Origin of the sequence: Pontibacter toksunensis (assembly GCF_042686245.1) — a bacterium.
Taxonomy (GTDB): Bacteria; Bacteroidota; Bacteroidia; order Cytophagales; family Hymenobacteraceae; genus Pontibacter; species Pontibacter toksunensis.
Map to the genome: position 1 here is coordinate 255570 of NZ_JBHUOX010000004.1, position 19914 is coordinate 275483.

A 19914-nucleotide genomic window follows, 5' to 3' on the forward strand; every position below is an offset into this window, starting at 1 on the left:
GGTCTTTCTGTTACTCATACCAATACAGGGAAATAAGTGCATCATAGGTACCTTCTAAAGCCGTTCTGAACCGATTTCTGTTATCCTGCTTTTGAAACTCACTAAAATTACACTATAGGTAGCAGCATCTCATATTGGCTGAGCACATGCCTGAAGTGGCGCCGCTCCAGGTATGATAGAAGCGAAGTGGATGTACTGTCGATGTTCACGAACATCAGAGAAGTTACCTTTGTCAGTTCAACGGCCTCGCGTAGCAGCGCTGTGCCGATTCCCTTACCACGGCTTCGCTTGTCAACGGCAAATTGAGCCACAGAACCAGCGTTCGGGAAAAGTATAATATAGCCGACAACCTCCTGCTCTTCATTTCGCGCTTCCAGCATCACCTTCTCGTCAGGGCTTCTTTTAATTGCCTCTGCCGTATTCTGCCAGGATGGTTCTGCATCCCAAAAATGGACATAAGTCCTCCAGTCAGGTTTACTAACAGCATCAATGGCCACAGCAGTATCAGGTTCCCCTTCCTTCAGCAGCAGTTCTGCCTTCTGGGCCCTGAGCAGATCCAGGGAACGCGTCTTATTGAAACCCACGGCTTTGTAGGCTCTGAGCGCAGGTGCATTCTCCTGAATAACCTCCAGCAGGCACTGCTCTACTCCGCTCTCTCTCAGCTTTGGCAACAAAAATGCGTACAATTGCTGTGCGAGATTGTATCCCCTGTACTGCGGCAGCACCCCTGTTCCGGCATTATAGGCAGTGGGCTTCCCATGCCACTCTCCTAAACCAGTCAGTATGAAGCCAGCCATTTCGGTGCCTGCGTATGCCGCTACACAAAAAGAAGGGGTTATCCCTTCCCGCTTTATTTTAGCTTTAAACTGATCCGAACTCAATTGAATAGGGACAAGGTAATCTGCAAACGCCTGCAGAAAGGTATCGTGCAGTTCAGGCAGCTCTTTTTCAGTGAGAAAGGTAAATCGAAAGTCTGGCATTTCTACAGTAGCATAAATGTGTTTGGTTTGTTTACGGCCATCTACAGAAAAGTTGAATAGCATACACTTATATGTGTGGCTAGCACGTGTTTATAACTACTCCAATGCCTTAACCGTTACTAATACCTACACATATAATTGCCAGAGCATCTGGCAAGGCATCATTCTTAACTAAAACATACACTATGAAAGCAGCAGTATTTCACAAATTAAAAGACATCCGGGTGGACAATGTAGATGACCCAATCATTCTTGATCCGCGCGATGCGATTATCCGTGTTACCTCTACCGCCATTTGCGGCTCCGATCTTCACATTTATAACGGCATGATACCGCAGTTAGGCAATATGGTGATGGGGCACGAATTTATGGGAGTGGTAGAGGAAACCGGTGCACAGGTGAAAAACATAAAAAAAGGTGATAGGGTCATCGTGCCTTTTCCTATTTCCTGCGGCAGCTGCTTCTTTTGCCAGCACGGGCATTACCCACACTGTGAGAATTCTAACCCGGAGCATTATGGCCCTGAAGGCGGCATATTGTCTGAAAAAGGCGCTGCGTTATATGGCTACACTGACTTATATGGTGGCTATGCAGGCGGGCAGGCTGAATATGTACGTGTCCCGTTTGCTGATGTGGGACCGGTTAAAATTTCTGACCAATTCACGGATGAACAGGTACTCTTCCTGACAGATATCTTCCCGACCGGCTACTCGGCTGTGCATTGGGGTGAAGTAAAAGGCGGCGAAACGGTAGCAGTGTTTGGCTGCGGCCCGGTGGGCCTGATGGCGCAGAAGGTTGCCTGGATCAAAGGCGCTAAAAGGGTGATAGGCATCGACCTCGAAGACTACCGTCTGGACATGGCACGACGCTCAGCCAAATCAGAAACCATCAACCTGAAGAATGTAGATGCAGTCGAAGCCATCCGGGAGATGACCGGAGGACGCGGTGCTGATGTATGTATCGACGCTGTGGGTATGGAAGCCGATAAATCAATTTTAGATCGTGCCCTGTCAGTTCTTCATATGGAAAAAGGTACTATTAATGCGCTGAGAATGTGCTTAAGTGCTGTGCGCCGGGGTGGTATCGTTTCAGTAGTAGGCGTTTACGGAACTCCATTTGACAACTTCCCGTGGCACCAGATCTTCGACAAAGGTCTAACTATTAAAACTGGTCAGGCACCGGTACAATTCTTTGCAGACGAGTTGTATGGTTGGGTAGATCAGGGCAAAATTGTGCTAGATGATATCATCACGCACACACTGCCGCTGGAGCAAGCCTCCCACGCATATGATATCTTCAACAAGAAAGAAGACAACTGTGTGAAGGTGGTGCTAAAGCCATAAACTGCATGTTCTGTGATCAGCGGCTTCAGCCGGAGCCGCTGGTTATAAAAACTTGACATTCTCCTTGAAAACATCCGGCAGTCGTTGAACCCGTTGTTCGTACTGCAAATCAAATCTATACATGCAGGAAGCAAAAGAGTAAACCTTACGTCCGCACAGCCCTGCGTACAAGCCTACTGAGCTCAAAAAGACATAAAATACAGTACCCGTATTGTTTGTATTACCAGCCACAAACTCCAGACTTACATGCTGTGGCACTTCTTCTACTTTCAGAAACTGTGAATGCTCTTTAAACACTTGCTCATACCTCTTTCTGGTATCTACAGAGTTTGCCTGGTCAGGATGATATTTGACCCAAAGCTTCCCAACACCACGTTTAGCCACATATTGTAATGCTTCTGCTAAGGCACTTAACGTGCTTTTAAGCGTGGTAACTCCATACTCAGCAGTGGCATCCAAAACAAGGATATGACCAAAGCCTGGCATAGGCAGGTTATTGTAAAATGGAAAGGGCAACCTCACCTTCCGTTCAAAGCCTGGAAATGATGCTTCTGACATACCATAGACGTGTTCATACCCAGTATCATAAAACCACTTCTGAGGAGTAAGCCTGCCCCGATAGTTCAGGAACAAAAGAATTTTAAAGAAGTCTGTAGAATTGCCTGAAGGGCAGATTTCAGTATTGACTTTGTCTAAAGTATAATAAGATGCAATACCTTCCTCCAGAAGGCTAAATCCCTTGCAATTCTTGTGGCTGATGAACAACCTGATAAAATCAATGCCGGTCTGATTAGTGTAAATCTTAAACTTATCCCCTTCCGTGAATTTCTTCACAAAAGAATCAAACCTGTTCAACTTCTCCCACCCCCTCCAGAACTTTCGTTCTAAGGCAAAACTGTTTTGGGGATGATGTGTAAAAGGCAGTTCTACCTGCTGCATACCTGCAGGCGAAAGAAGCGGCTGGAACTTTCGCCCATACATCAAAACACAGTCTGTGTGGATCAGACCATGATGTTTTATCACCTCCAGGGCTACGTAATGTGTGATATAGCTGTGTATGTAGAAAAGATGCTTCATCCGGCAGTTGTATTCATCTTTCTGTTCATCAAAAGCACCAGACCAGCTAAACCCAAAACAGCAGTGATAGACAATTTCGCTGCTACGGCTGCGTCAGCCAGAAAGTAAACCACAAGCAAGGCCAGCACAGTAAGCGACAGCCACCACCATGGATAGTGATTAATCTGCTTCAATAACTTATACTCCTTCAGCAGATAGCCAGCGTAACCCATATACATCAAGGAGGCAAAAGTGGTAAAAGCGGCAGCTTTAATGCCGAAAAATGGTACAAGCAAAAAGTTCAGAATAACGTTTGCGATACCTGCCACAGTCGAGACTTTCCATAACACCTTTGATTTTTCCTTGTAGACCAGCAGGTTTATAACAGCCAAGTACATGGGCCTGTAGTTATACCCCATTAAGATGATAATAGCCAACGGATAAGCCGCCTGAAGCGCCTCATTCTTTATCAGGAGGACGAATATCTCTTTCATCCAGAGTGCTAATAAAAACGTGGCAAAAAGGAACAGTGCCTGCAGCGAGAAGGTGAGCTGCCTTGCCTCTAGCGCCGCCTCACGGCTGACAGACTTCGCGTAGAGGCGCATGTACATGGGGCTTGCTGCCTGCACGACTGCGTTGGCAGCAGCAGCAAAGTAAAGCCCGAAGCTGGAGGCAATATTATAGAAACCAATTCTCTGAAGCGGCACCTGCAGCACGTCCATCACCAACCTGTCGGAGGTGTCTAGTAGAAAGAAAGAGAAATGATGCGGTATGACATGTAGCGATACCCGCAGCGACCCTTTAATTCGCTGCCAGCTGAACCGGAAAATCGGCACCATTTGCTCTTTGATATAAATCATGGGGCTGTAAACCAGAAAGCCAACCACGGCACCGATAAAGTTCGAATAAAACCAGCCCATATAGCCCAGGCGCAGGTAGGCAATGGTATAGATGTTGAGGGCCACCACGAGCGTTCCCATTACAAAAGAACGTATGGCAACAGGAAAAGGCCGCTGCTGCATCTGGTAGTACAGACCTCCCATAAGTTCTGTGCTATTAAAGAGCACGGCAGGCAAAACATTCAATAAGATAATCTCCCACCTGTTCTCAGTGGCCCCGTCCGGTATGGCCCCATACAGCACTGCTCCCAGCAAAAGGCCATACACCACCGACCACAGCAGCGTAAAACCGTGCAACTGCCGCCAAACCCATTTAAACCGTGTCGGATGTCTGGCAAAGGAGTTCACCATAAACACAGACAAGCCCAGCGACTGCATGATTCCCAAAGCGCCCACATAGGCTGTTACAACTCCTGCCACACCGTAATCGAACGTGGTCAGGTAGCGTGTGATGACAGGCAGCGCCAACACTCCCGCCAACCGGGGCACCTGCGCCGCCAGCCCGTAGATGGCTGCATGTGAGAGAAGTTTCCGAAGCATCACTTAAAATTATACTTAAATTCCCAGCCTCTCCCTACCTGCAGCCTTTTTTCGTTTTTGCCCGCCAAGATTGTTTTCAACCACTACACTGCACCAAAAGCAACTGATGTGTGTTGGTATGCTTGGTAGTTTTAACGCTTGCCACATAAAAGCCTGAAAAATTATTATATTTGTTAATTAAGTGAATTTGAAAACAAGAATAGCCTAGCTATATAAGGAGATATAAAAGTGGGATGTAGTTCGTGTTCTAGTGGCGGATGCAGCACCGGCGTAAGCGGCTGCAAAAGCAACGGCGGGTGCAGCACAGGAGGCTGCAATCGTTTAAATGTGTTCGACTGGCTCAGCGACATGGAGTTACCAACGTCGTTTGAGGAGTTTGATATTATAGAAGTAAGATTCAAGGGAGGCCGCAAGGACTTCTTCCGAAATGCCAACAGGCTGGAGTTAACCACCGGCGATGCCGTGGTAGTAGACGTGCCTAACGGCCACCACATTGGCTTTGTGTCGCTGAAAGGCGAACTGGTGCGCCTTCAGATGCTGAAGAAGAAAGTGGATAACAACGAAGAGATCCGCACCATTTACCGCATTGCCAATGAGCGTGACATGGAGAAGTTCCAGGAGGTGCGCGATATGGAAGCCACTACCATGTACCGTAGCCGCGAGATTATACACAGCCTGAAGCTGCGCATGAAACTGTCGGATGTAGAATACCAGGCCGATAAAAGCAAAGCCACCTTCTACTACTCTGCTGATGACCGTGTAGACTTCCGTGACCTGATTAAGAAGCTGGCAGAGGAGTTTAAAGTGCGGATAGAAATGCGCCAGATTAGCATGCGCCATGAGGCAGGCCGCCTGGGCGGTATCGGTTCGTGTGGCCGTGAGCTCTGCTGCTCTACCTGGCTCACTGACTTCAAGAGCGTGTCTACCACAGCGGCGCGTTACCAGAACCTGTCACTCAACCCAAGCAAGCTTTCCGGCCAGTGTGGCCGCCTGAAGTGCTGCCTGAACTATGAGTTGGAGACCTATATGGATGCCCTGAAGGACATACCAACAGTGAACCGGCCATTGCAGACACAACAGGGCGATGCTATGCTTCAGAAAACAGACATCTTTAAAAAGATGATGTGGTTTGGCTATAAGGGAGACAACAACTGGTATCCGGTACCAGTTGCACGTGTGCAGGAGATACTGGAGCAGAATGCCAAAGGCGTTGCCGTAGAGGCGCTGTTATTGCAGGTGCCTGAAGAGCCAAAGCAGAATGAATTTGTAGCACAGGTAGAAGGAAACCTGGAGCGACTTGATGACAAGTTCAAGAGCAAAAAGAAGAAAAAGAAGAAGAAAAAATCAGCCGGGGCAGTGGACCAGCCAGCACAGGCCGAAGCACAGGAGCCGAGGCAAAAGCCAAAGCAGGAGAAAGCGCAGGGACAGCCAGACGAACAAAGACCGGCACCCGATAAGCAGCGTCCATCCAGGAACAGAAACCGCAACAAAGATGCACGCGGGCCACGTGATGGAAGAGAAAACAAGGAGCCCAGGGAGAGCCGGGAGCCTAACGAAAACAGGGACAACAACCGCGAGGCAAGGGAAAAACGACCTGCCAGGCCACCAAGACCTGAATCACAGGCACAGCCGCCGCAGGGACAAGCGGGTGCAGATGGGCAGCAGCCTAAAAAGCAGCGTTCACGCAAGCCCTTCAGAGGCAGGAAACCTGATCAACCAAATAAACCACCACGTACGGATGCATAAAGCTTTTGTGTGGGTGGCTGCCTCACTGGTACTGACAAGTTGTGACCCTGGACGGGTGTATGAGCAGAACGTGGAGCTGCCCGGGAATAACTGGCAGATAGACAATGCGCCGGTTTTCGAATTCGAGATACAGGACACGACCCAGGTATATGATGTGTACTTTAATGTGCGCTACAACCTGCAGTACGATTACTACAACCTGTACCTGCGTCACCAGCTTATAGGCCCTGACAGTGCACAGTTATCCTCTTCGCTGCACGAGTTGCTGCTGATGGATTCCAAAACAGGCCAGCCCCTTGGCAGCGGCTCCAGCGACACATACGATGTTCAGTCGCTGGCGCTGGATGACGTAAAGTTCAGCAAAGCGGGCACCTATAAACTGAAGCTAACACAGTATATGCGCCGTGACCCGCTGCCCCAGATAATAGCTGTGGGTGTAAGAGTAGCGAAGGACCAGGCACAAGAGTAAATATTTTCTATGTAATACAGCCCCTGCAGAAGCATTGGAAGCATCTGCAGGGGCTATTGCATTCTGTACCCTTTCAGGGTATTATCAAGAGCTTTTATAATTTTGTATCAGAACAATAGAGGCGGCAACAAAAGGTGTCCTGCATTAGTATGCACATAGCATACCACCACATCTGTACCTGTAGAAGCATGAAAAGCACCCTCATTATATTCGGGTTTTTATTTACCCTTTTCTCCTTTCTGCCACTCATAAAGTCCCCTCTGTGGTGGATAAGAGTGCTTGACTTTCCGCGCCTGCATGTAGCCGTTCTGCTAACCATCGTTCTGGTTGCTTACCTGGCTATGTACGGAGTTGAGGGTACAGCTGAAACAGCGATGGTTATAGTGTGGACACTCGGCATTTTAAACGAGGTACGGTTTATCTACAACTTTACCCCGTTGGCTAAATGCGAAGCACTCCGCACTAAGCAGCAAAAGCCTGCCAATGCCTTCACGCTCATGATTGCGAACGTGCGCATGGTAAACAAAAAGTATGAGAAGTTCCTGCAACTGGTGCTAAAAGAGGATCCGGATATGCTGGTGATGAATGAACCAAACCAGGCATGGTACGAGAGTGTACGCCATGAACTGGAGAAACGCTATCCTTATACCATAAAGAAACCACTGGAGAACACCTACGGCATGTTGCTCTGGAGTAAGCTAAAGCTTCACGAAAGCGAAATCAGGTTTTTAGTAGAAGATGGCATTCCATCTTTTTATACGGTGGTAGAATTGCCGGGCGGTAAGAAGTTTGATTTGTTCACAGTGCATCCCCAGCCTCCCCGCCTCATGAGAAATACTGAGACGCGCGAGGCGGAACTTTTGCTGGTAGCCAAGGAGTCGAAGAATACAAAGTATGCCAGCGTGGTAGCCGGTGACCTGAATGATGTGGCCTGGTCTAAAACAACAAAGTTGTTCAAAGAAATAAGTGGCATGATAGACCCGCGTGTAGGCCGTGGCTTCTACAACACCTACAGTGCTTTGGTGCCCCTTTTCCGCTACCCCCTGGACCACGTGTTCTACAGTCCTGAGTTCAGGCTGGTGTCCCTGCAAAGGCTGCAAAAATTTGGTTCCGACCACTTTCCGATTACCATTACGCTGAACTATGAGCCGCAACATGAGGAAGAACAGGAGCACCTTGTGGCAGATCAGGATGACAAGGAAGAGGCAGACGAACTGATACAGGAAGGACTGGAGAAAGGCAAAGAGCTTAACAGAGAAGAGCAGGAAAACAAAAAACCCGCTCAGTTCAACTGAGCGGGTCAAAATAGAGGAATGGTTGCCTTACGGCACTATATGTCTTTAACCTAGATACGCTCTACGTTAATTGCATTCAATCCTTTTTTGCCGTCCTTCACTTCGAAAGATACACGGTCATTCTCGCGAATTTCGTGGATCAGACCAGACTGATGCACGAAGATGTCTTGGTTAGTGTCATCGGCAACAATGAAACCGAAACCTTTAGAAACGTTGAAGAATTTTACTTTACCTGTTTTCATTACAATAAATTAATTAATTAATGAAGCAAAGTTAAGTATAACTTCTGATATATTAACTTCTTTTTAAAAATAAATAACAATTACAACATCAGGTACTTAGGCGTTTCGCCCGCACGTTGCCACCACATTACCCTGCATTTATAAAACACTACTTTATATTACAGGAAGCACCTGCCACATCAGCGTTTTGCTACGCCGGATCACAGCCGGTTCCAACCTGCTGCAGCGTGCTCCAGAAATAACCATGTCTCGCGTGGTTCGTATAGTTAAGACGTTCAGTTACACCAAAAAAACAACGCAATCACATTGTTTTTCCGGTATAACGAAAACGATTAATCAGCCACATCTGCTGCCCCTGTGGCTTACCTATGCGGGGCCTGCAACAAACTTAATTTTTAAACTATAATCTAAGGAGAACAAACTATGAAAGACGCAGAAAAAGATCAAAACTCAAACGAATCATCAAATCAATCGGGTAGCTCATCCAGTAACCCAAGTTCATCATCATCAGGTAGCACCAGCGGATTTGGAGCAAACAAAGACTCCAGTTCAAGCTCACCTTCCGGTTCTACCTCCGGATCAACTTCAGGCTCTGGGTCTACTTCAGGGACTGGATCGAGTTCAGGGTCTATGACTGGTTCTTCCTCATCATCATCTAAAGACAGCAGCAACAAGACTTCTGCTTCCGGATCCAAGTCTTCTTCCACAAAAGCGAAGTCAGGCTCATCGTCTAAGAAAGAGGGTAAGTCAACTGATACCAAAAGCGGTAAATCAGGCTCAACAGCATCGGGCAGTACCTCTTCTGGTTCCGGCGGCAGTGGCTCTTCAGGAGGCTCGTCCAGCGGAAGTTCAGATTCCGGTCGCGGCCAGCTTTCTGAGTATGGCAACTACGGATCTATGAGTAGCGGCTCCGACAGTTCTGACCAGACCTCGCAAACCAGCACTGGCCAGGGAAGCTACGGCAACCAGAACTATAACCAGGGCTCTGGCAGTAACCAGAGTTCCGGCAACCAGAGTGGGTATGGCTCACAGGGCGGTTACGGGTACGGATCACAGAACAGCAACTACGGTGGCCAGAGCGGCTATGGGTATCAGGGAGACTATGGCTCACAGGGCAGTTCAGGCGGCCAGGGCAGCGGCTACTCTTCTTCCAGCCAGGGCAACTACGGTGGCCAGGGTAGCTACAGTTCACAAGGCGGCCAGGGCGGATACGGATCTTCAGGACAGGGCTCACAGCAAAGTGGCTATGGATCAGGTCAGGGAGGCTATGGTTCTCAGTCCAGCAGCGGCTCACAGGGAGGCTTTAACTATGGCAACCAGGGTGGCCAGGAAGGCAACCGCACAAGGTTCCAGGATCAGGACTATGGCACCAGCCGCGGCGGCATGCAGGGCGGCTACCAAGACAGAGAAGGCGACCGACAAGGGGGCATGATTTCTGGCGGCACTTCCGGTGCCTTTGGTACACAGGGTAACTCCTCGCAAGGCAGCTATGGCAGCTACGAGAGTGGCCAGAGCGGCAACTTCGGTAACATGGGCGGTGGCTACACCAGCAGCAACCAAGGTGGCCGTGGTGGCCAGGGCGGCTATGGCTCACAGGGAGGCTACGGACAAGGTAGCAGCTCACAAGGAGGCTACGGCAGCCAGGGTGGTGGCTATGGTTCTTCCAGCCAGGGAGGCTACGGCTCACAAGGCGGATACGGATCTTCACAGGGAGGCGACCAGGACCGCAACAGAAGCTACGGCATGATGAACGACCAGGGCGGCATGGGCCGTTATAACCAGCAGGGCTCACGCGGCCAGGGTGGCTACGGCTCACAAGGCAACTACGGATCCTCTTCGCAGGAATACGGCTCACAAGGTGGCTACGGCTCAGGCCAGGGTGGTTCAGGCTCTAGCTTCACTGGTTCCGGCACATCCAGAGGTTCTGGCAGCGGTAACTACGGCGACAGAGACCGCTATGGCTCTATGGGCTACGGCTCTTCAAGAGGCATGAGCGAGTATGACAACGATAGCCAGGGCTCATCAAGAGGTTATGACTCACAGAGCTCTATGCAGGGCGGCTACAGCAGCCAGGGCGGCTACGGTGGCTCCAGAGGCGGCTCTTACAACGATGAGTATGGCGACAGCAATCGTTCTTCTGCTAGGTTCGGCTCTCAGGGCAGCGACTATGGCCAAGGCGGATACGGCTCTTATGGCTCCAGTTCAGGTGCAGGTGGCGGCTATTCCTCTAACAGAGGCGGCAGCTATGGCTCTGGTTCATCAGACAGAGGTGGTTACGGCGATAGCAACAGAGACCGTGGCATGAGCGGTGGCTACGGCTACGGTTCAGGCAGTTACCGCGAAGGTGGCTACAACCAGGGTGGCCGTGGCGGCGACCAGAGTCGTTATGGCTCTATGGACAGCAGCACGTCTTACTACAGCGATAACCAGGGTTCCAGCTCACGCGAGAACTATCGTGGCCAGGGCGGCAGCAACCAAGGTGGAAGTAGTTCCTCTAACAGAGGCGGTGACCAGGGCCGCTATGAAACCCGACGCAGCGACCGCTACCGGGATATGGACAGAGAATAGATTAGTCACATATTATAGTATATAACAGAAAGCCACTCCTTCATTGGGGGTGGCTTTCTTATTACCGGTGCCGGGCAAGAGGCGCTATAGCATATTTTCAGTAAAAAGGAATTGCGCCTTCTTACTCAAAGCTATCCTGGTGGTCTTTCACGAACTGCCGGAAAGAGTGAGGAGTGCGGCTGGTGAGTTGCTGTACCGTATGCGTTGTGTTGCTGAAGCGTCCTTCACTATAAGCGCTCTCCAGTTCCAGCATGGCATTCACCATCCACTCGGGCATCTGGTTCTCCAGCATAGCATTTCTGGCAGCATCTGCCGGCACATCCACATACTGCACCGGCGAACCGGTTACATCACTAATTATCTGTGCTGCTTCCTGGTTCGAAATTGACTCCGGCCCGGTGAGCTCGTATGCTTTTCCTTCGTGGCCTGAACCCAGCAGCACCTCCACCGCAACTGCGGCAATATCGCGCACATCAATACACGCTATCTTACCATGGCCGGTCGAATGGTAGAACCTGCCTTCGTTCCTGATACTTGCAGCATCGTAGTTAATGAAGTTCTGCATAAAAGAAGATGGCCGTAGGAACGTGTAAGGGATACCGCTGTCCTCAATGTACTGCTCTATCTCCCTGTGCCAGCGCGCAAGCATAAGTCCCTGTTCTGTATCAGCCTTTATAACCGATAGCTTTACCAGATGCTTTGCATCTGCTTTCTTCGCCTCGTCCACCAGTGCTTTGGCCATTTCCACCTGGTCGCTTGTAAAAGGCGTTACCATAAAAACTTTATCTGCATGCGTGAAAGCGGCATGTAGTGAGTTCTTGTCTTTGAAGTCCATCTCAACCACTTCCACACCTGGCAGGCGCTTCAGGTTTTCCCCTTTTATAATGGAATGCACCCCGGCCCTTACCCGTATATCATCTGTCATAGAGAGCTGAATGGCCACCTCTTTTCCAACGGTGCCCGTAGCGCCCGTTACCAGTATTGTCTTATGCATAGTTTTGTTTCTTAGCGTTTTTATTCCTCTTACGGCTATTTCAGGGATGTTGATTGGTCTTGTGCGCAAAAGTCATCAGGCTCAATTTATTAATTTAGCTGAAGCACCGGATACAGGAAAAGATAAAAGCAGGCTTTTTGGCGCGTGCAGGTAACGCTTACTCTTTTCTGTTTAGCGTTACCCGGTACACTTTCCCGTTTTCGTTGGTGATGAGTAGTTGGTTTGGTGAGAGATAGAGCACTGCTTCGGCCTGGCCTGTTTTGCCTAAGGGCAGGCAGCTGCGTTTACCATTGAAGTTAACACGGCCGTTCTCCATCTCAAAGAGGTATAACCGGCCATAACCTAACAGCGCAAACTGGTCCTGAGCCGGGGAAACGGCAGCCGCTGTTATCGGCGATTTTACAGGCAGTTCTTCCCGGGGCGCTAAACTATACTTCCCTCCTTTTGCGGGCAGGCTGTAGCGTTTCGTTATTGTTTTGCGCAGGGCACGGCTCTTGGTGAAAAGGTAAAGGCTATCTGCATGGTAAAAGAAAGCTTCGAGGTCGTAGTGGTGTTCGGGGCGTGCCGGCGGGAATTCAACCTGATCGGCATAACTAAAACGAATGGTGTCCGCTATCACTTTCGTCTCCGGCTGCACTTTATACACCTGCAGGTCGCGGCGGTTGTTGGCGTTGTTGCCAAAGTCCCCGATATAAAGCTGCCCCTGCCCGTCTTCCGTCAGATCTTCCCAGTCCCTGTTTGGCACCTGCAACGGCACCGTTTGAAGCAGATCCCCATCTAGGTTAAACAGGTATAGCTCATTCAATGATCCACCATCCGAATGGGTCCAGAAAGTGCTGTCAGAAGCGAAAGCAAGGCCGGAACTTTCGGGAATGCGGCTGTCCAAACGCGCCAGCTTTTCCACCTTTACGTCGAAATTTTTCCGCAGGCGCACAAAATCGCTGTTGCGCCTGTCGGAGCCACAGCCACAGAACATGGCTTGCAGGTAAACATACACTGTAAACAGTTTAATCAGCATGTAATAATTGGCTTGATGGCAGGGGCAAAACCTGCTTTGAGTTTAAGCAGGCGCTAACCTGCGCAGCACCTCCTCCCGGTCTGCCCAGAACTGGCGGCTGTATACTTTTATATAAGGCCAGTGGCGCTGCTGTAGCAATTGGGGAACATCAGCGTGCGAGTGCCGCACGGAAAAATGGCTATAGTACAAATCATCATCCGTCAGCACGACACCAGTGTACTGCTGGTTCTGCACCTGTGTCAGGTCCGCAAACGGAACCTCCTGCTGCAGCAAGGCTGATCCCTGCTGTAGCCAGTCTTTCAGCATGGGTACTTGTGAGGCAAGAGCAGCCTGCTTTGGCCTGTACTCGAAGTACCGCCGGCTCACCTGCTGGGCATACTGCAGGTAGGCCTGCAGGAGCTTTGGCCCCGGGTGCAGCGTGTTGTCAACCTGCAATTGCTCTGCCCTGATACTGCTTACTACCATTATCTGCTGCTTTGCGCGGGTAATGGCCACGTTCAGGCGATTCTCCCCTCCCGCCTGGTTCAGGCTACCAAACTGCATTGCCATTCGCCCCTGCGCGTCGGGAGCATAACCTATCGAAAGTATAATGACCTCTTTTTCGTCTCCCTGTATGTTTTCAATGTTTTTCACTAGCACCGAGGCCGGCACCACTACTCCCTGCTCCTGCGCCTTGTCCTCCAGCAGGTCCTGTACCAGCATTTGCTGGGTGTAGTTGAAGGTGATAACACCTACGTCCTCCTGCCCTGCCTGTAGCAGCTGTACTATCAACTCTACCACCCGTTCTGCCTCCGGCAGGTTGGCGTTATCCTGCCACAGCCCATACACCTTCACAAACTTAATAGCCGGGGTGCGGGCGTTGGCATCCTGCAGTTCCGGGATCAGCTCCAGTTTGTGGCGGTAAAAGTGGCGGTTTGAGAACTCAATAAGTTCCGGATAGCGGCTGCGGTAATGCTGCGTGAGCATCGTCTGAGGCAAATAAAGGCTACTCAGCTGCAGCAACGACTCAGCAGACAGTTCCTCCACCTCTTCCACTTCTGAAGCGCTCCAGCGGGCCCGGTACAAGTCCGACGGTTTTAACTGCTGCTCGTCGCCGGCTATTACCATCTGTTTCCCGCGTTGCATGGCTGGCAAGCCTGTCTCAGCAAAACACTGGGAGGCCTCGTCAAAAATAACCAGGTCAAAGCATTGCTCCAGCGGCAGCACCGCCGATACCGTTTCAGGGGAAGCCAGCCAGCAAGGCACCAGGTCCAGCATCTCCTCAGAGAAAAGCGAGAACAGTTTGCGGATAGGATACAGGCTGCGCTTCTTGCTCACCTGCGCCTGCAGCCGGCGGTACGTCACGGCATTGCCCAGGCGGTTGTGCTCCATGTGGCTGTAGGTCTGCTCCCGCAACTGCGACAACACAATCTCCTGGCTCAGGTCCTTTTTCTCCTGCAGCAGGCCCTGCAGCTCCTTCTCCAACTGCTCCAACTCGCCGCTCGATGGCATACGCAGTTCCGGGTGCTCTGCTTCCAGTTCATGCAGCCAGGCAAGATACAGGCTGTTCAGGAACAGGACCTCTGCTTCCTCAGCAGATTTCCGGCCATTGTCGAGCAGGAGCTGCGCCACCTCCCGCTCCGGCTTTGTAAGCGCGGCATAAACAGTATCGTGAGCTACCAGAGGCTCGAAGTGCTTTTGCAAAGCCTGCAGCAGCTTAGCACCATAGGTTTCATCTTCAACCAGCCTTTCGACCTGCACTTCCGGCAGCCATTGCAGCCATGCCTTGTTCCTGGCGATAGCAGCATGTATACATTCGCTCAGTGCCTGCAGGTGCTCTACCAGGTCTACTTTCTTGACTTGCTTCTCCTCCAGTATTTTATCTTGGTACAGTTGGCGAAGCTGCTTGTAGGCAGAAAGTGCTTGCTCTGCTTCCTCCAGCTTTTGCAGTATCTGCGTCTTGGAGTCGGTAATCTGCAGTTTGTAGTGAATGCTTTTGTTTAGCTGCTGCAACTGTTCCCCTGCCTCCTGCCGCAGGGCCAGCCGCTGCTGCAACTGGGCCACATGCACCTCGTTCAGTTCCTGCTGATACAGTGCCAGTGCCTCCTGCAGTATTTTCTTGTCCTGAGAAAAATACCAGCCGATGCTTTTCAGCCATTGCCCACGCTGCTCGTTATAGGCTGCAATGGCTTTCTTTAAAGCGGGCAACTGTAAGGCCGGAATGGTAGCGTCAGGCGCAGGCGTTGCCTGGTAGATATCCTTTAGCCTTCCCAGCTGTTGCTTCAGGTCATCTGCCTTTGCCTTTCCGTTTAGGAGTTCCTGCACCGTGGGCAAAACCTCTGGCTGCTGCAGCAGCTTTTGCAACCCGGCAATGGTTGGCAGCGCGGCCCCAAACCGGGCCAGATCGTTTAATGCAAAGTCGTACCCACTCAGGCTGATCACCTTCTGCCGCAGTTCCGCGTATTGCGCGGGCAGCTCTTTAATGGTTTGCTCCAGTTCCTGCCGCTGCGGCCAGCCGTAATCTTTCATACTATGCCGCTCCCGCCATACAAAATCGTCCTGCTCAAAAGGGATATCTTCCTGCAGGTACTGCCGCAGGCGTGGCAAAAATTCTGCTACAGCGGCAGCATTGAAATGCCTGTAAACAGGAAGCGCCATGTAGGACTGCTGCAGGCTGCTGCGCAGGTACAGCTCTTTTGGAGACCAGCCACAGCGACTCGTGTCAAAGAGCGCCTTTTTGAAGGCTTCGAGCTTCTCTGTGCAGCGGTTAATGCCGCGGCTCACTTCCAGAAAGCGGCGGTCGGTGTAGATGCTATTGAGGGCGAGGTTCTGCTTTTTATACTCATCCAAGGCCTCAATCTGATGCAGCAGCAGCTTGTAAATGCTGCTGCGGTCTGCGTTTATATCATGCACAAGGGCAGCAAAGGCATCCAGGCCTTTCTGCGCCAGGCGCTGGTGCACTACATCTAAGGCAGCCCGCTTCTGGCTTACCACCAGCACCTTCTTCCCTCTGGCTGTAAAATCAGACACAAGGTTACAAATCAGCTGCGATTTACCAGTGCCCGGCGGCCCCTGCACCACCAGCGACTTTCCCTGTTTTACTGCCTGGAGTGCGGCCTCCTGCGAGGCATCCATATCGAACACGGTAAAGGTTTGCTGCGCCTGGGCAGTTGTGCTGGCGACTTCAGCAGGTGGTGCAAACAAGTCCGCCATGTCCTGTAGATTATCCTGCTCCAGCAGTTCATCATAGTCAGAAAGCAGGTAAGAGGCTGCCTGCGGGTAAATGCCCAGCACAGCCTCCTGCTCCAGGTGCAGTTGCCCCGGCTCCAGATCCTGCTCAAACTCTGCTTTTTTATAGTCCCGGAAAGGCTTCAGCTTATCTGTAAAAAACTCACGCCCCACATTAATGGACAGCTGGTGCAGCTTCAGCAACTCATAGATTTGCGTGCGGAACTCCAAAGGGTGGCGCGGCAGCGTGCTCAGGTCAAGCTCGGTGAGTGGCTCTACCAGCGGCACGCCCATGTAGTGCGCATAGGCCAGCAGAAAGCTTTGGTTAAACTGCGGCGGCTGCGAGGCATCGGGCATTATCTCCCATTCCTGCGCTCCATTTACCTGCAACCGGACCGGGAAAAACAGCAGCGGGCAACGCACGGTTGTGCCGTCAGAGAATTTGCCATGGACAAAGGGCCAGCCGATGTACAGTTCCTTGCTGCCTCGCTCCTCAAACACCATCTCAGCTTTGCGCCGGATGTAACGCAGCCGCTGGCTAACCGGGGCAACGGGTGCATGACGGCTGTCGGCGTAAGGGCTAAGCGAAACGCTTTTTTTGCCGGACAGCAGGTTTTCCAGCACAGCAAAGGCGGGCTTGTTGTTCAGGAAATCTAACTCCTCTACATCCAGGTGCATTTCCCGCGACAGGCGCAGCAGCAACAGGGCTCTATTGCTGGAGCCCAGGTTGAGTAGCCTTCGTCGGTAGTTTTTAAGGATGTCTTTCATGTATCGCTGTCCCGTTAACGGTGATATGTTAACGATAGTCTATGGAGAAAGCAGCAAATTAGTATGAAATAGGCTGAGATGGAAGTAAGTAAATGGCAGCAGGTTTTAACCTGTTCAGATATAACCTTCATCTCTGAAGGTTGAATTACAGTTAACATGTTTACATACAGCGCTGTACCTAACTTCCTGATATGGCTGATTAGAAACAAGCTTTTGACAAGGAAACATAACCTGCGAATAATCGTAAAATATATAAAAATCACACTAATTTAGTAAGTCCCTCCCCCGTCAGTGCGCCTGCCTCTAGCAATTTACCTGCATATCCACTTTGCTGCCACCAAATACTATGAAAAAGTCACTTACACTCGAAAAACAGGTTCTATCGCCTGAAGAAAACCACACTCCCTACTCTATAAACGGTACGGTACTTTTAAGCGCAGTGCTGTTTGCGTTTACGATCGTACACATTCTTATTGCCATTGTGTTGTCATTCCTCAACGCAGACCTATACATTACTTATACAGCAGAAGATGGTTACATAGAATATATGACGGCCGCATTCTTACTGGCAACGTCTGTTTTATGCTTCAACAGAGCTTCGGCTGTGACCGGTAAGCTGCCGAAGGTGTTCTTCTATGCAACGGCAACTTTGTTCTTTTTAGGCTTTGGTGAAGAAATTTCGTGGGGCCAGCGCATCATTGGCTTCGCTACGCCTGAAGATCTGCGGGCAATAAACTTTCAGGAGGAGTTTACTTTTCACAATATCCGGAAGGATGGTATTGATGTAAATAAGCTCCTCTTCGGGAAGGTGCTGTACACGTGTGTTTTTATTTATTATCTTGGCTTTAATATGTTATACCGCCACGTAAACCGCTTTAGAAACTTAGTAGAGACCTTTATGTTTCCTGTTCCTACTGCCACGCAAAGCGTCATCTACTTTCTTGCTTTCTCCAGCGTATGGATCATCAGGGAAGGTGAAAAATGGGAGATGCAGGAATTTGTCCTGAGCAGCATTTTATTCATTACTTTCCTTTTCCCAGCTAATAAAAGAAGTGAAATAAAGCGTTAGTCTGTGCTGTGTAGTGACGCACAGGCCGCGGCATTCATAGCTCCCGGCAAGTTCTGCACAACAAAGCTGAGTTGATTCAGCATTTTGCTTTTACCTGCCTATGCCAAAAGAACAACTTAGCCTTTTTCCGGACAATGCCCCTAAACGGCCAACACTTGAACAGGTTTCGTCGGGTGGCGTTGCCTTCAGAATTTCCTCCCCAGGTATAGAAGTTGCATTGATTTCTGTTGGTCCTGAAAAGCGATGGCAGCTGCCCAAAGGCCTGGTGGATGCAGGCGAAACACCAGAGGTAACGGCTGTGCGCGAAGTACGGGAGGAAGCCGGCATTGAGACCGAACTGCTCCAACGGATTGAAACCATCGAGTACTGGTACGTCGGCAACAAGGGCAGGCAGCGGGTACGCTTTCACAAGTTTGTTCATTTCTTCCTGCTGCGTTACCTGTCGGGGCAGGTACAGGATCATGACAGGGAAGTAAATGAGGCGCGATGGGTCTCAATTGGCGAGGCAATAACGATGCTCACATTCAAGACTGAAAGGCAGGCACTTGAAAAAGCGGCGCGCTTGATCAAGGCATTGCAAAGTGGAGGCTAACCAACTTCTACAGCTGAAGGTACGGCCTCAGTTTCTCGAACATTTCGGCTGAGACAAGCCGCACCTTTTGTACGTCCTCCAGCCGTTCGTATTTTCCGTGTTGCTCCCGGTAGGCTACAATGGCCCGTGCAGCATTAGAGGAAATATACGGATGCATTTTTAACTCATCAGCGGTAGCGGTATTTAAGCTTAGCTGTTGCGGCGCATAGACATCCGGCACAAAAGTATATTTATGCAGGCTGTCTATTACCTCAGGCTGCAGCCCGTATACCTCTTTTAGTTGTTCTATGCTATAGATGCCTCCCAAGCCGTCCCTGTACTTCACGATACGTGCCGATAACTTAGAACCAATGCCCCTGATTTGCTTCAGTTGTGTGGTGTCGGCGGTGTTGATGTTGAAAGGTGCCAGTATAAAACGCTCACGCGGTGGGCGGTTGTTGTTCCAGTTCGGTTCCAGTGTTGGGCGCTCGTTGTGGGCTACATTTTGTGAACGGCTGAACCTGGCTGGCTTCTCCTCCGGTAGCTGAATGTAAGGGTAAAACCGCTGGAATATAGAATCCGGAAAGTCATAAATACGACCTAGCTCTGCTTTGTAACTAAAATCGCCCACCTTGTTGCGGTAGTTGAGTATCCGCTGTGCCAAGAACTTTGGCACACCAAAAGCCTGCCACTCTTCTGCTGTTAGCTGGTTCGGGTTGAAAGGGCGTAGCGCCGCTATCGGGCGCTTATAGAAGCTGTTACTCCGCTCCGGCTGCCTGGCCTCCAATTGCGCTACCAGGCTGTCCAATGTCTGCCTGTCGGAGGTGGTTTGGATGTTGAAGGTAGGGGTGTAAAAAGCATGAAAAAGAAATGGTGCTGCCGTAAGCAGCACCATTATACAAATCAACAGCAGGAACCCGTTCACCTCGCTTTGTGAAAAGCCGAAGTAGCGCCGGATAGCCAGTCTGATCTTCTTCATTCGTTATTTACTTTTTGGTACCCGATGCTCCGGCTCATCATCGTTATCGAGATAAGAATCCGGCTCAGGCCGTGGCGGTGTGGTCAATACTTTGAAAAAGAAAAATATCATGAGTCCGGTTACCAGTGTGAAGGTGGTAAGCATGACAATAAGTGCAGATGTATTCATGT

At 50.4% G+C, this 19914-nt stretch carries 17 protein-coding genes; 7 read left to right on the forward strand and 10 right to left on the reverse strand.

The genetic code is table 11. The features are described 5' to 3' along the window. Positions 1-107 precede the first annotated feature (107 nt). Positions 108-1043 carry a GNAT family N-acetyltransferase gene (locus ACFS7Z_RS07505; RefSeq protein WP_377482945.1) on the reverse strand — a complete coding sequence of 312 codons (936 nt, stop codon included), beginning with the start codon at positions 1041-1043 and terminating at the stop codon, positions 108-110. A 122-nt stretch (positions 1044-1165) separates the two neighbouring features. On the opposite strand from ACFS7Z_RS07505, the gene ACFS7Z_RS07510 reads away from it, so the two are divergent. Continuing rightward, positions 1166-2323 carry a zinc-dependent alcohol dehydrogenase gene (locus tag ACFS7Z_RS07510; RefSeq protein ID WP_377482947.1) on the forward strand — a complete coding sequence of 386 codons (1158 nt, stop codon included), beginning with the start codon at positions 1166-1168 and terminating at the stop codon, positions 2321-2323. Positions 2324-2365: 42 nt separating this feature from the next. On the opposite strand, the gene ACFS7Z_RS07515 is transcribed toward ACFS7Z_RS07510, so the two are convergent. Then, positions 2366-3088 carry a hypothetical protein gene (locus tag ACFS7Z_RS07515; RefSeq protein ID WP_377482949.1) on the reverse strand — a complete coding sequence of 241 codons (723 nt, stop codon included), beginning with the start codon at positions 3086-3088 and terminating at the stop codon, positions 2366-2368. Positions 3089-3396: 308 nt separating this feature from the next. Beyond that, positions 3397-4818 carry a lipopolysaccharide biosynthesis protein gene (locus ACFS7Z_RS07520; protein ID WP_377482951.1) on the reverse strand — a complete coding sequence of 474 codons (1422 nt, stop codon included), beginning with the start codon at positions 4816-4818 and terminating at the stop codon, positions 3397-3399. A gap of 327 nt (positions 4819-5145) precedes the next feature. Here ACFS7Z_RS07520 and ricT point away from each other — a divergent pair, with 327 nt between their 5' ends. The 3 genes from ricT (at position 5146) to ACFS7Z_RS07535 (ending at position 8328) form a co-directional block, all read left to right on the forward strand. After that, positions 5146-6564 (forward strand): PSP1 domain-containing protein, encoded by a 1419-nt coding sequence (gene ricT / locus ACFS7Z_RS07525; protein WP_377482953.1) that lies wholly within the window; start codon positions 5146-5148, stop codon positions 6562-6564. Beyond that, positions 6557-7033, forward strand: coding sequence for a gliding motility lipoprotein GldH (locus ACFS7Z_RS07530; protein WP_377482955.1), 477 nt, complete (start codon positions 6557-6559; stop codon positions 7031-7033). Before ricT ends, ACFS7Z_RS07530 begins: the two co-directional genes overlap by 8 nt. Before the next feature lie 188 nt (positions 7034-7221). After that, on the forward strand, positions 7222-8328 hold the full coding sequence (locus tag ACFS7Z_RS07535; protein WP_377482956.1) for an endonuclease/exonuclease/phosphatase family protein: 1107 nt from the start codon (positions 7222-7224) through the stop codon (positions 8326-8328). Between the two features lie 50 nt (positions 8329-8378). On the opposite strand, the gene ACFS7Z_RS07540 is transcribed toward ACFS7Z_RS07535, so the two are convergent. Both ACFS7Z_RS07540 and ACFS7Z_RS07545 read right to left on the reverse strand, forming a co-directional pair. Next, complete coding sequence (locus ACFS7Z_RS07540) at positions 8379-8570, reverse strand: cold-shock protein (protein WP_115565521.1); 192 nt, start codon at positions 8568-8570, stop codon at positions 8379-8381. A 467-nt stretch (positions 8571-9037) separates the two neighbouring features. Next, complete coding sequence (locus ACFS7Z_RS07545; RefSeq protein WP_377482958.1) at positions 9038-9457, reverse strand: hypothetical protein; 420 nt, start codon at positions 9455-9457, stop codon at positions 9038-9040. A 10-nt stretch (positions 9458-9467) separates the two neighbouring features. On the opposite strand from ACFS7Z_RS07545, the gene ACFS7Z_RS07550 reads away from it, so the two are divergent. After that, on the forward strand, positions 9468-11138 hold the full coding sequence (locus tag ACFS7Z_RS07550) for a hypothetical protein (protein ID WP_377482960.1): 1671 nt from the start codon (positions 9468-9470) through the stop codon (positions 11136-11138). A 121-nt stretch (positions 11139-11259) separates the two neighbouring features. Here the strand turns inward: ACFS7Z_RS07550 and ACFS7Z_RS07555 are convergent, their stop codons facing one another. From ACFS7Z_RS07555 to ACFS7Z_RS07565, 3 genes are all read right to left on the reverse strand, one after another. After that, a complete protein-coding gene (locus ACFS7Z_RS07555) occupies positions 11260-12132 on the reverse strand; it encodes an SDR family oxidoreductase (protein WP_377482962.1) in 873 nt (290 codons plus the stop codon). 157 nt (positions 12133-12289) lie between these two features. After that, positions 12290-13150: a hypothetical protein gene (locus ACFS7Z_RS07560; RefSeq protein ID WP_377482964.1), complete on the reverse strand. Its 861-nt coding sequence runs from the start codon at positions 13148-13150 to the stop codon at positions 12290-12292. Positions 13151-13192: 42 nt separating this feature from the next. Continuing rightward, positions 13193-17125: an AAA domain-containing protein gene (locus ACFS7Z_RS07565; protein ID WP_377482966.1), complete on the reverse strand. Its 3933-nt coding sequence runs from the start codon at positions 17123-17125 to the stop codon at positions 13193-13195. A 346-nt stretch (positions 17126-17471) separates the two neighbouring features. On the opposite strand from ACFS7Z_RS07565, the gene ACFS7Z_RS07570 reads away from it, so the two are divergent. Next, positions 17472-18194 (forward strand): hypothetical protein, encoded by a 723-nt coding sequence (locus ACFS7Z_RS07570; RefSeq protein ID WP_377482969.1) that lies wholly within the window; start codon positions 17472-17474, stop codon positions 18192-18194. A gap of 100 nt (positions 18195-18294) precedes the next feature. Continuing rightward, positions 18295-18786, forward strand: a complete 492-nt coding sequence (locus ACFS7Z_RS07575) for an NUDIX hydrolase (RefSeq protein WP_377482970.1) — start codon at positions 18295-18297, stop codon at positions 18784-18786. A gap of 7 nt (positions 18787-18793) precedes the next feature. On the opposite strand, the gene ACFS7Z_RS07580 is transcribed toward ACFS7Z_RS07575, so the two are convergent. Next, positions 18794-19744, reverse strand: a complete 951-nt coding sequence (locus tag ACFS7Z_RS07580) for a ComEA family DNA-binding protein (RefSeq protein ID WP_377482972.1) — start codon at positions 19742-19744, stop codon at positions 18794-18796. Positions 19745-19747: 3 nt separating this feature from the next. Next, a complete protein-coding gene (locus ACFS7Z_RS07585; RefSeq protein ID WP_377482975.1) occupies positions 19748-19912 on the reverse strand; it encodes a hypothetical protein in 165 nt (54 codons plus the stop codon). Positions 19913-19914: the final 2 nt, after the last annotated feature.

Coding starts and splice junctions, on each gene's coding strand:
- ACFS7Z_RS07505 (WP_377482945.1), bottom strand. CDS start 1,043: ATGCTATTCAACTTTTCTGTAGATGGCCGTAAACAAACCAAACACATT.
- ACFS7Z_RS07510 (WP_377482947.1), top strand. CDS start 1,166: ATGAAAGCAGCAGTATTTCACAAATTAAAAGACATCCGGGTGGACAAT.
- ACFS7Z_RS07520 (WP_377482951.1), bottom strand. CDS start 4,818: ATGCTTCGGAAACTTCTCTCACATGCAGCCATCTACGGGCTGGCGGCG.
- ACFS7Z_RS07530 (WP_377482955.1), top strand. CDS start 6,557: ATGCATAAAGCTTTTGTGTGGGTGGCTGCCTCACTGGTACTGACAAGT.
- ACFS7Z_RS07535 (WP_377482956.1), top strand. CDS start 7,222: ATGAAAAGCACCCTCATTATATTCGGGTTTTTATTTACCCTTTTCTCC.
- ACFS7Z_RS07540 (WP_115565521.1), bottom strand. CDS start 8,570: ATGAAAACAGGTAAAGTAAAATTCTTCAACGTTTCTAAAGGTTTCGGT.
- ACFS7Z_RS07550 (WP_377482960.1), top strand. CDS start 9,468: ATGAGTAGCGGCTCCGACAGTTCTGACCAGACCTCGCAAACCAGCACT.
- ACFS7Z_RS07555 (WP_377482962.1), bottom strand. CDS start 12,132: ATGCATAAGACAATACTGGTAACGGGCGCTACGGGCACCGTTGGAAAA.
- ACFS7Z_RS07560 (WP_377482964.1), bottom strand. CDS start 13,150: ATGCTGATTAAACTGTTTACAGTGTATGTTTACCTGCAAGCCATGTTC.
- ACFS7Z_RS07565 (WP_377482966.1), bottom strand. CDS start 17,125: ATGAAAGACATCCTTAAAAACTACCGACGAAGGCTACTCAACCTGGGC.
- ACFS7Z_RS07570 (WP_377482969.1), top strand. CDS start 17,472: ATGAAAAAGTCACTTACACTCGAAAAACAGGTTCTATCGCCTGAAGAA.
- ACFS7Z_RS07575 (WP_377482970.1), top strand. CDS start 18,295: ATGCCAAAAGAACAACTTAGCCTTTTTCCGGACAATGCCCCTAAACGG.
- ACFS7Z_RS07580 (WP_377482972.1), bottom strand. CDS start 19,744: ATGAAGAAGATCAGACTGGCTATCCGGCGCTACTTCGGCTTTTCACAA.
- ACFS7Z_RS07585 (WP_377482975.1), bottom strand. CDS start 19,912: ATGAATACATCTGCACTTATTGTCATGCTTACCACCTTCACACTGGTA.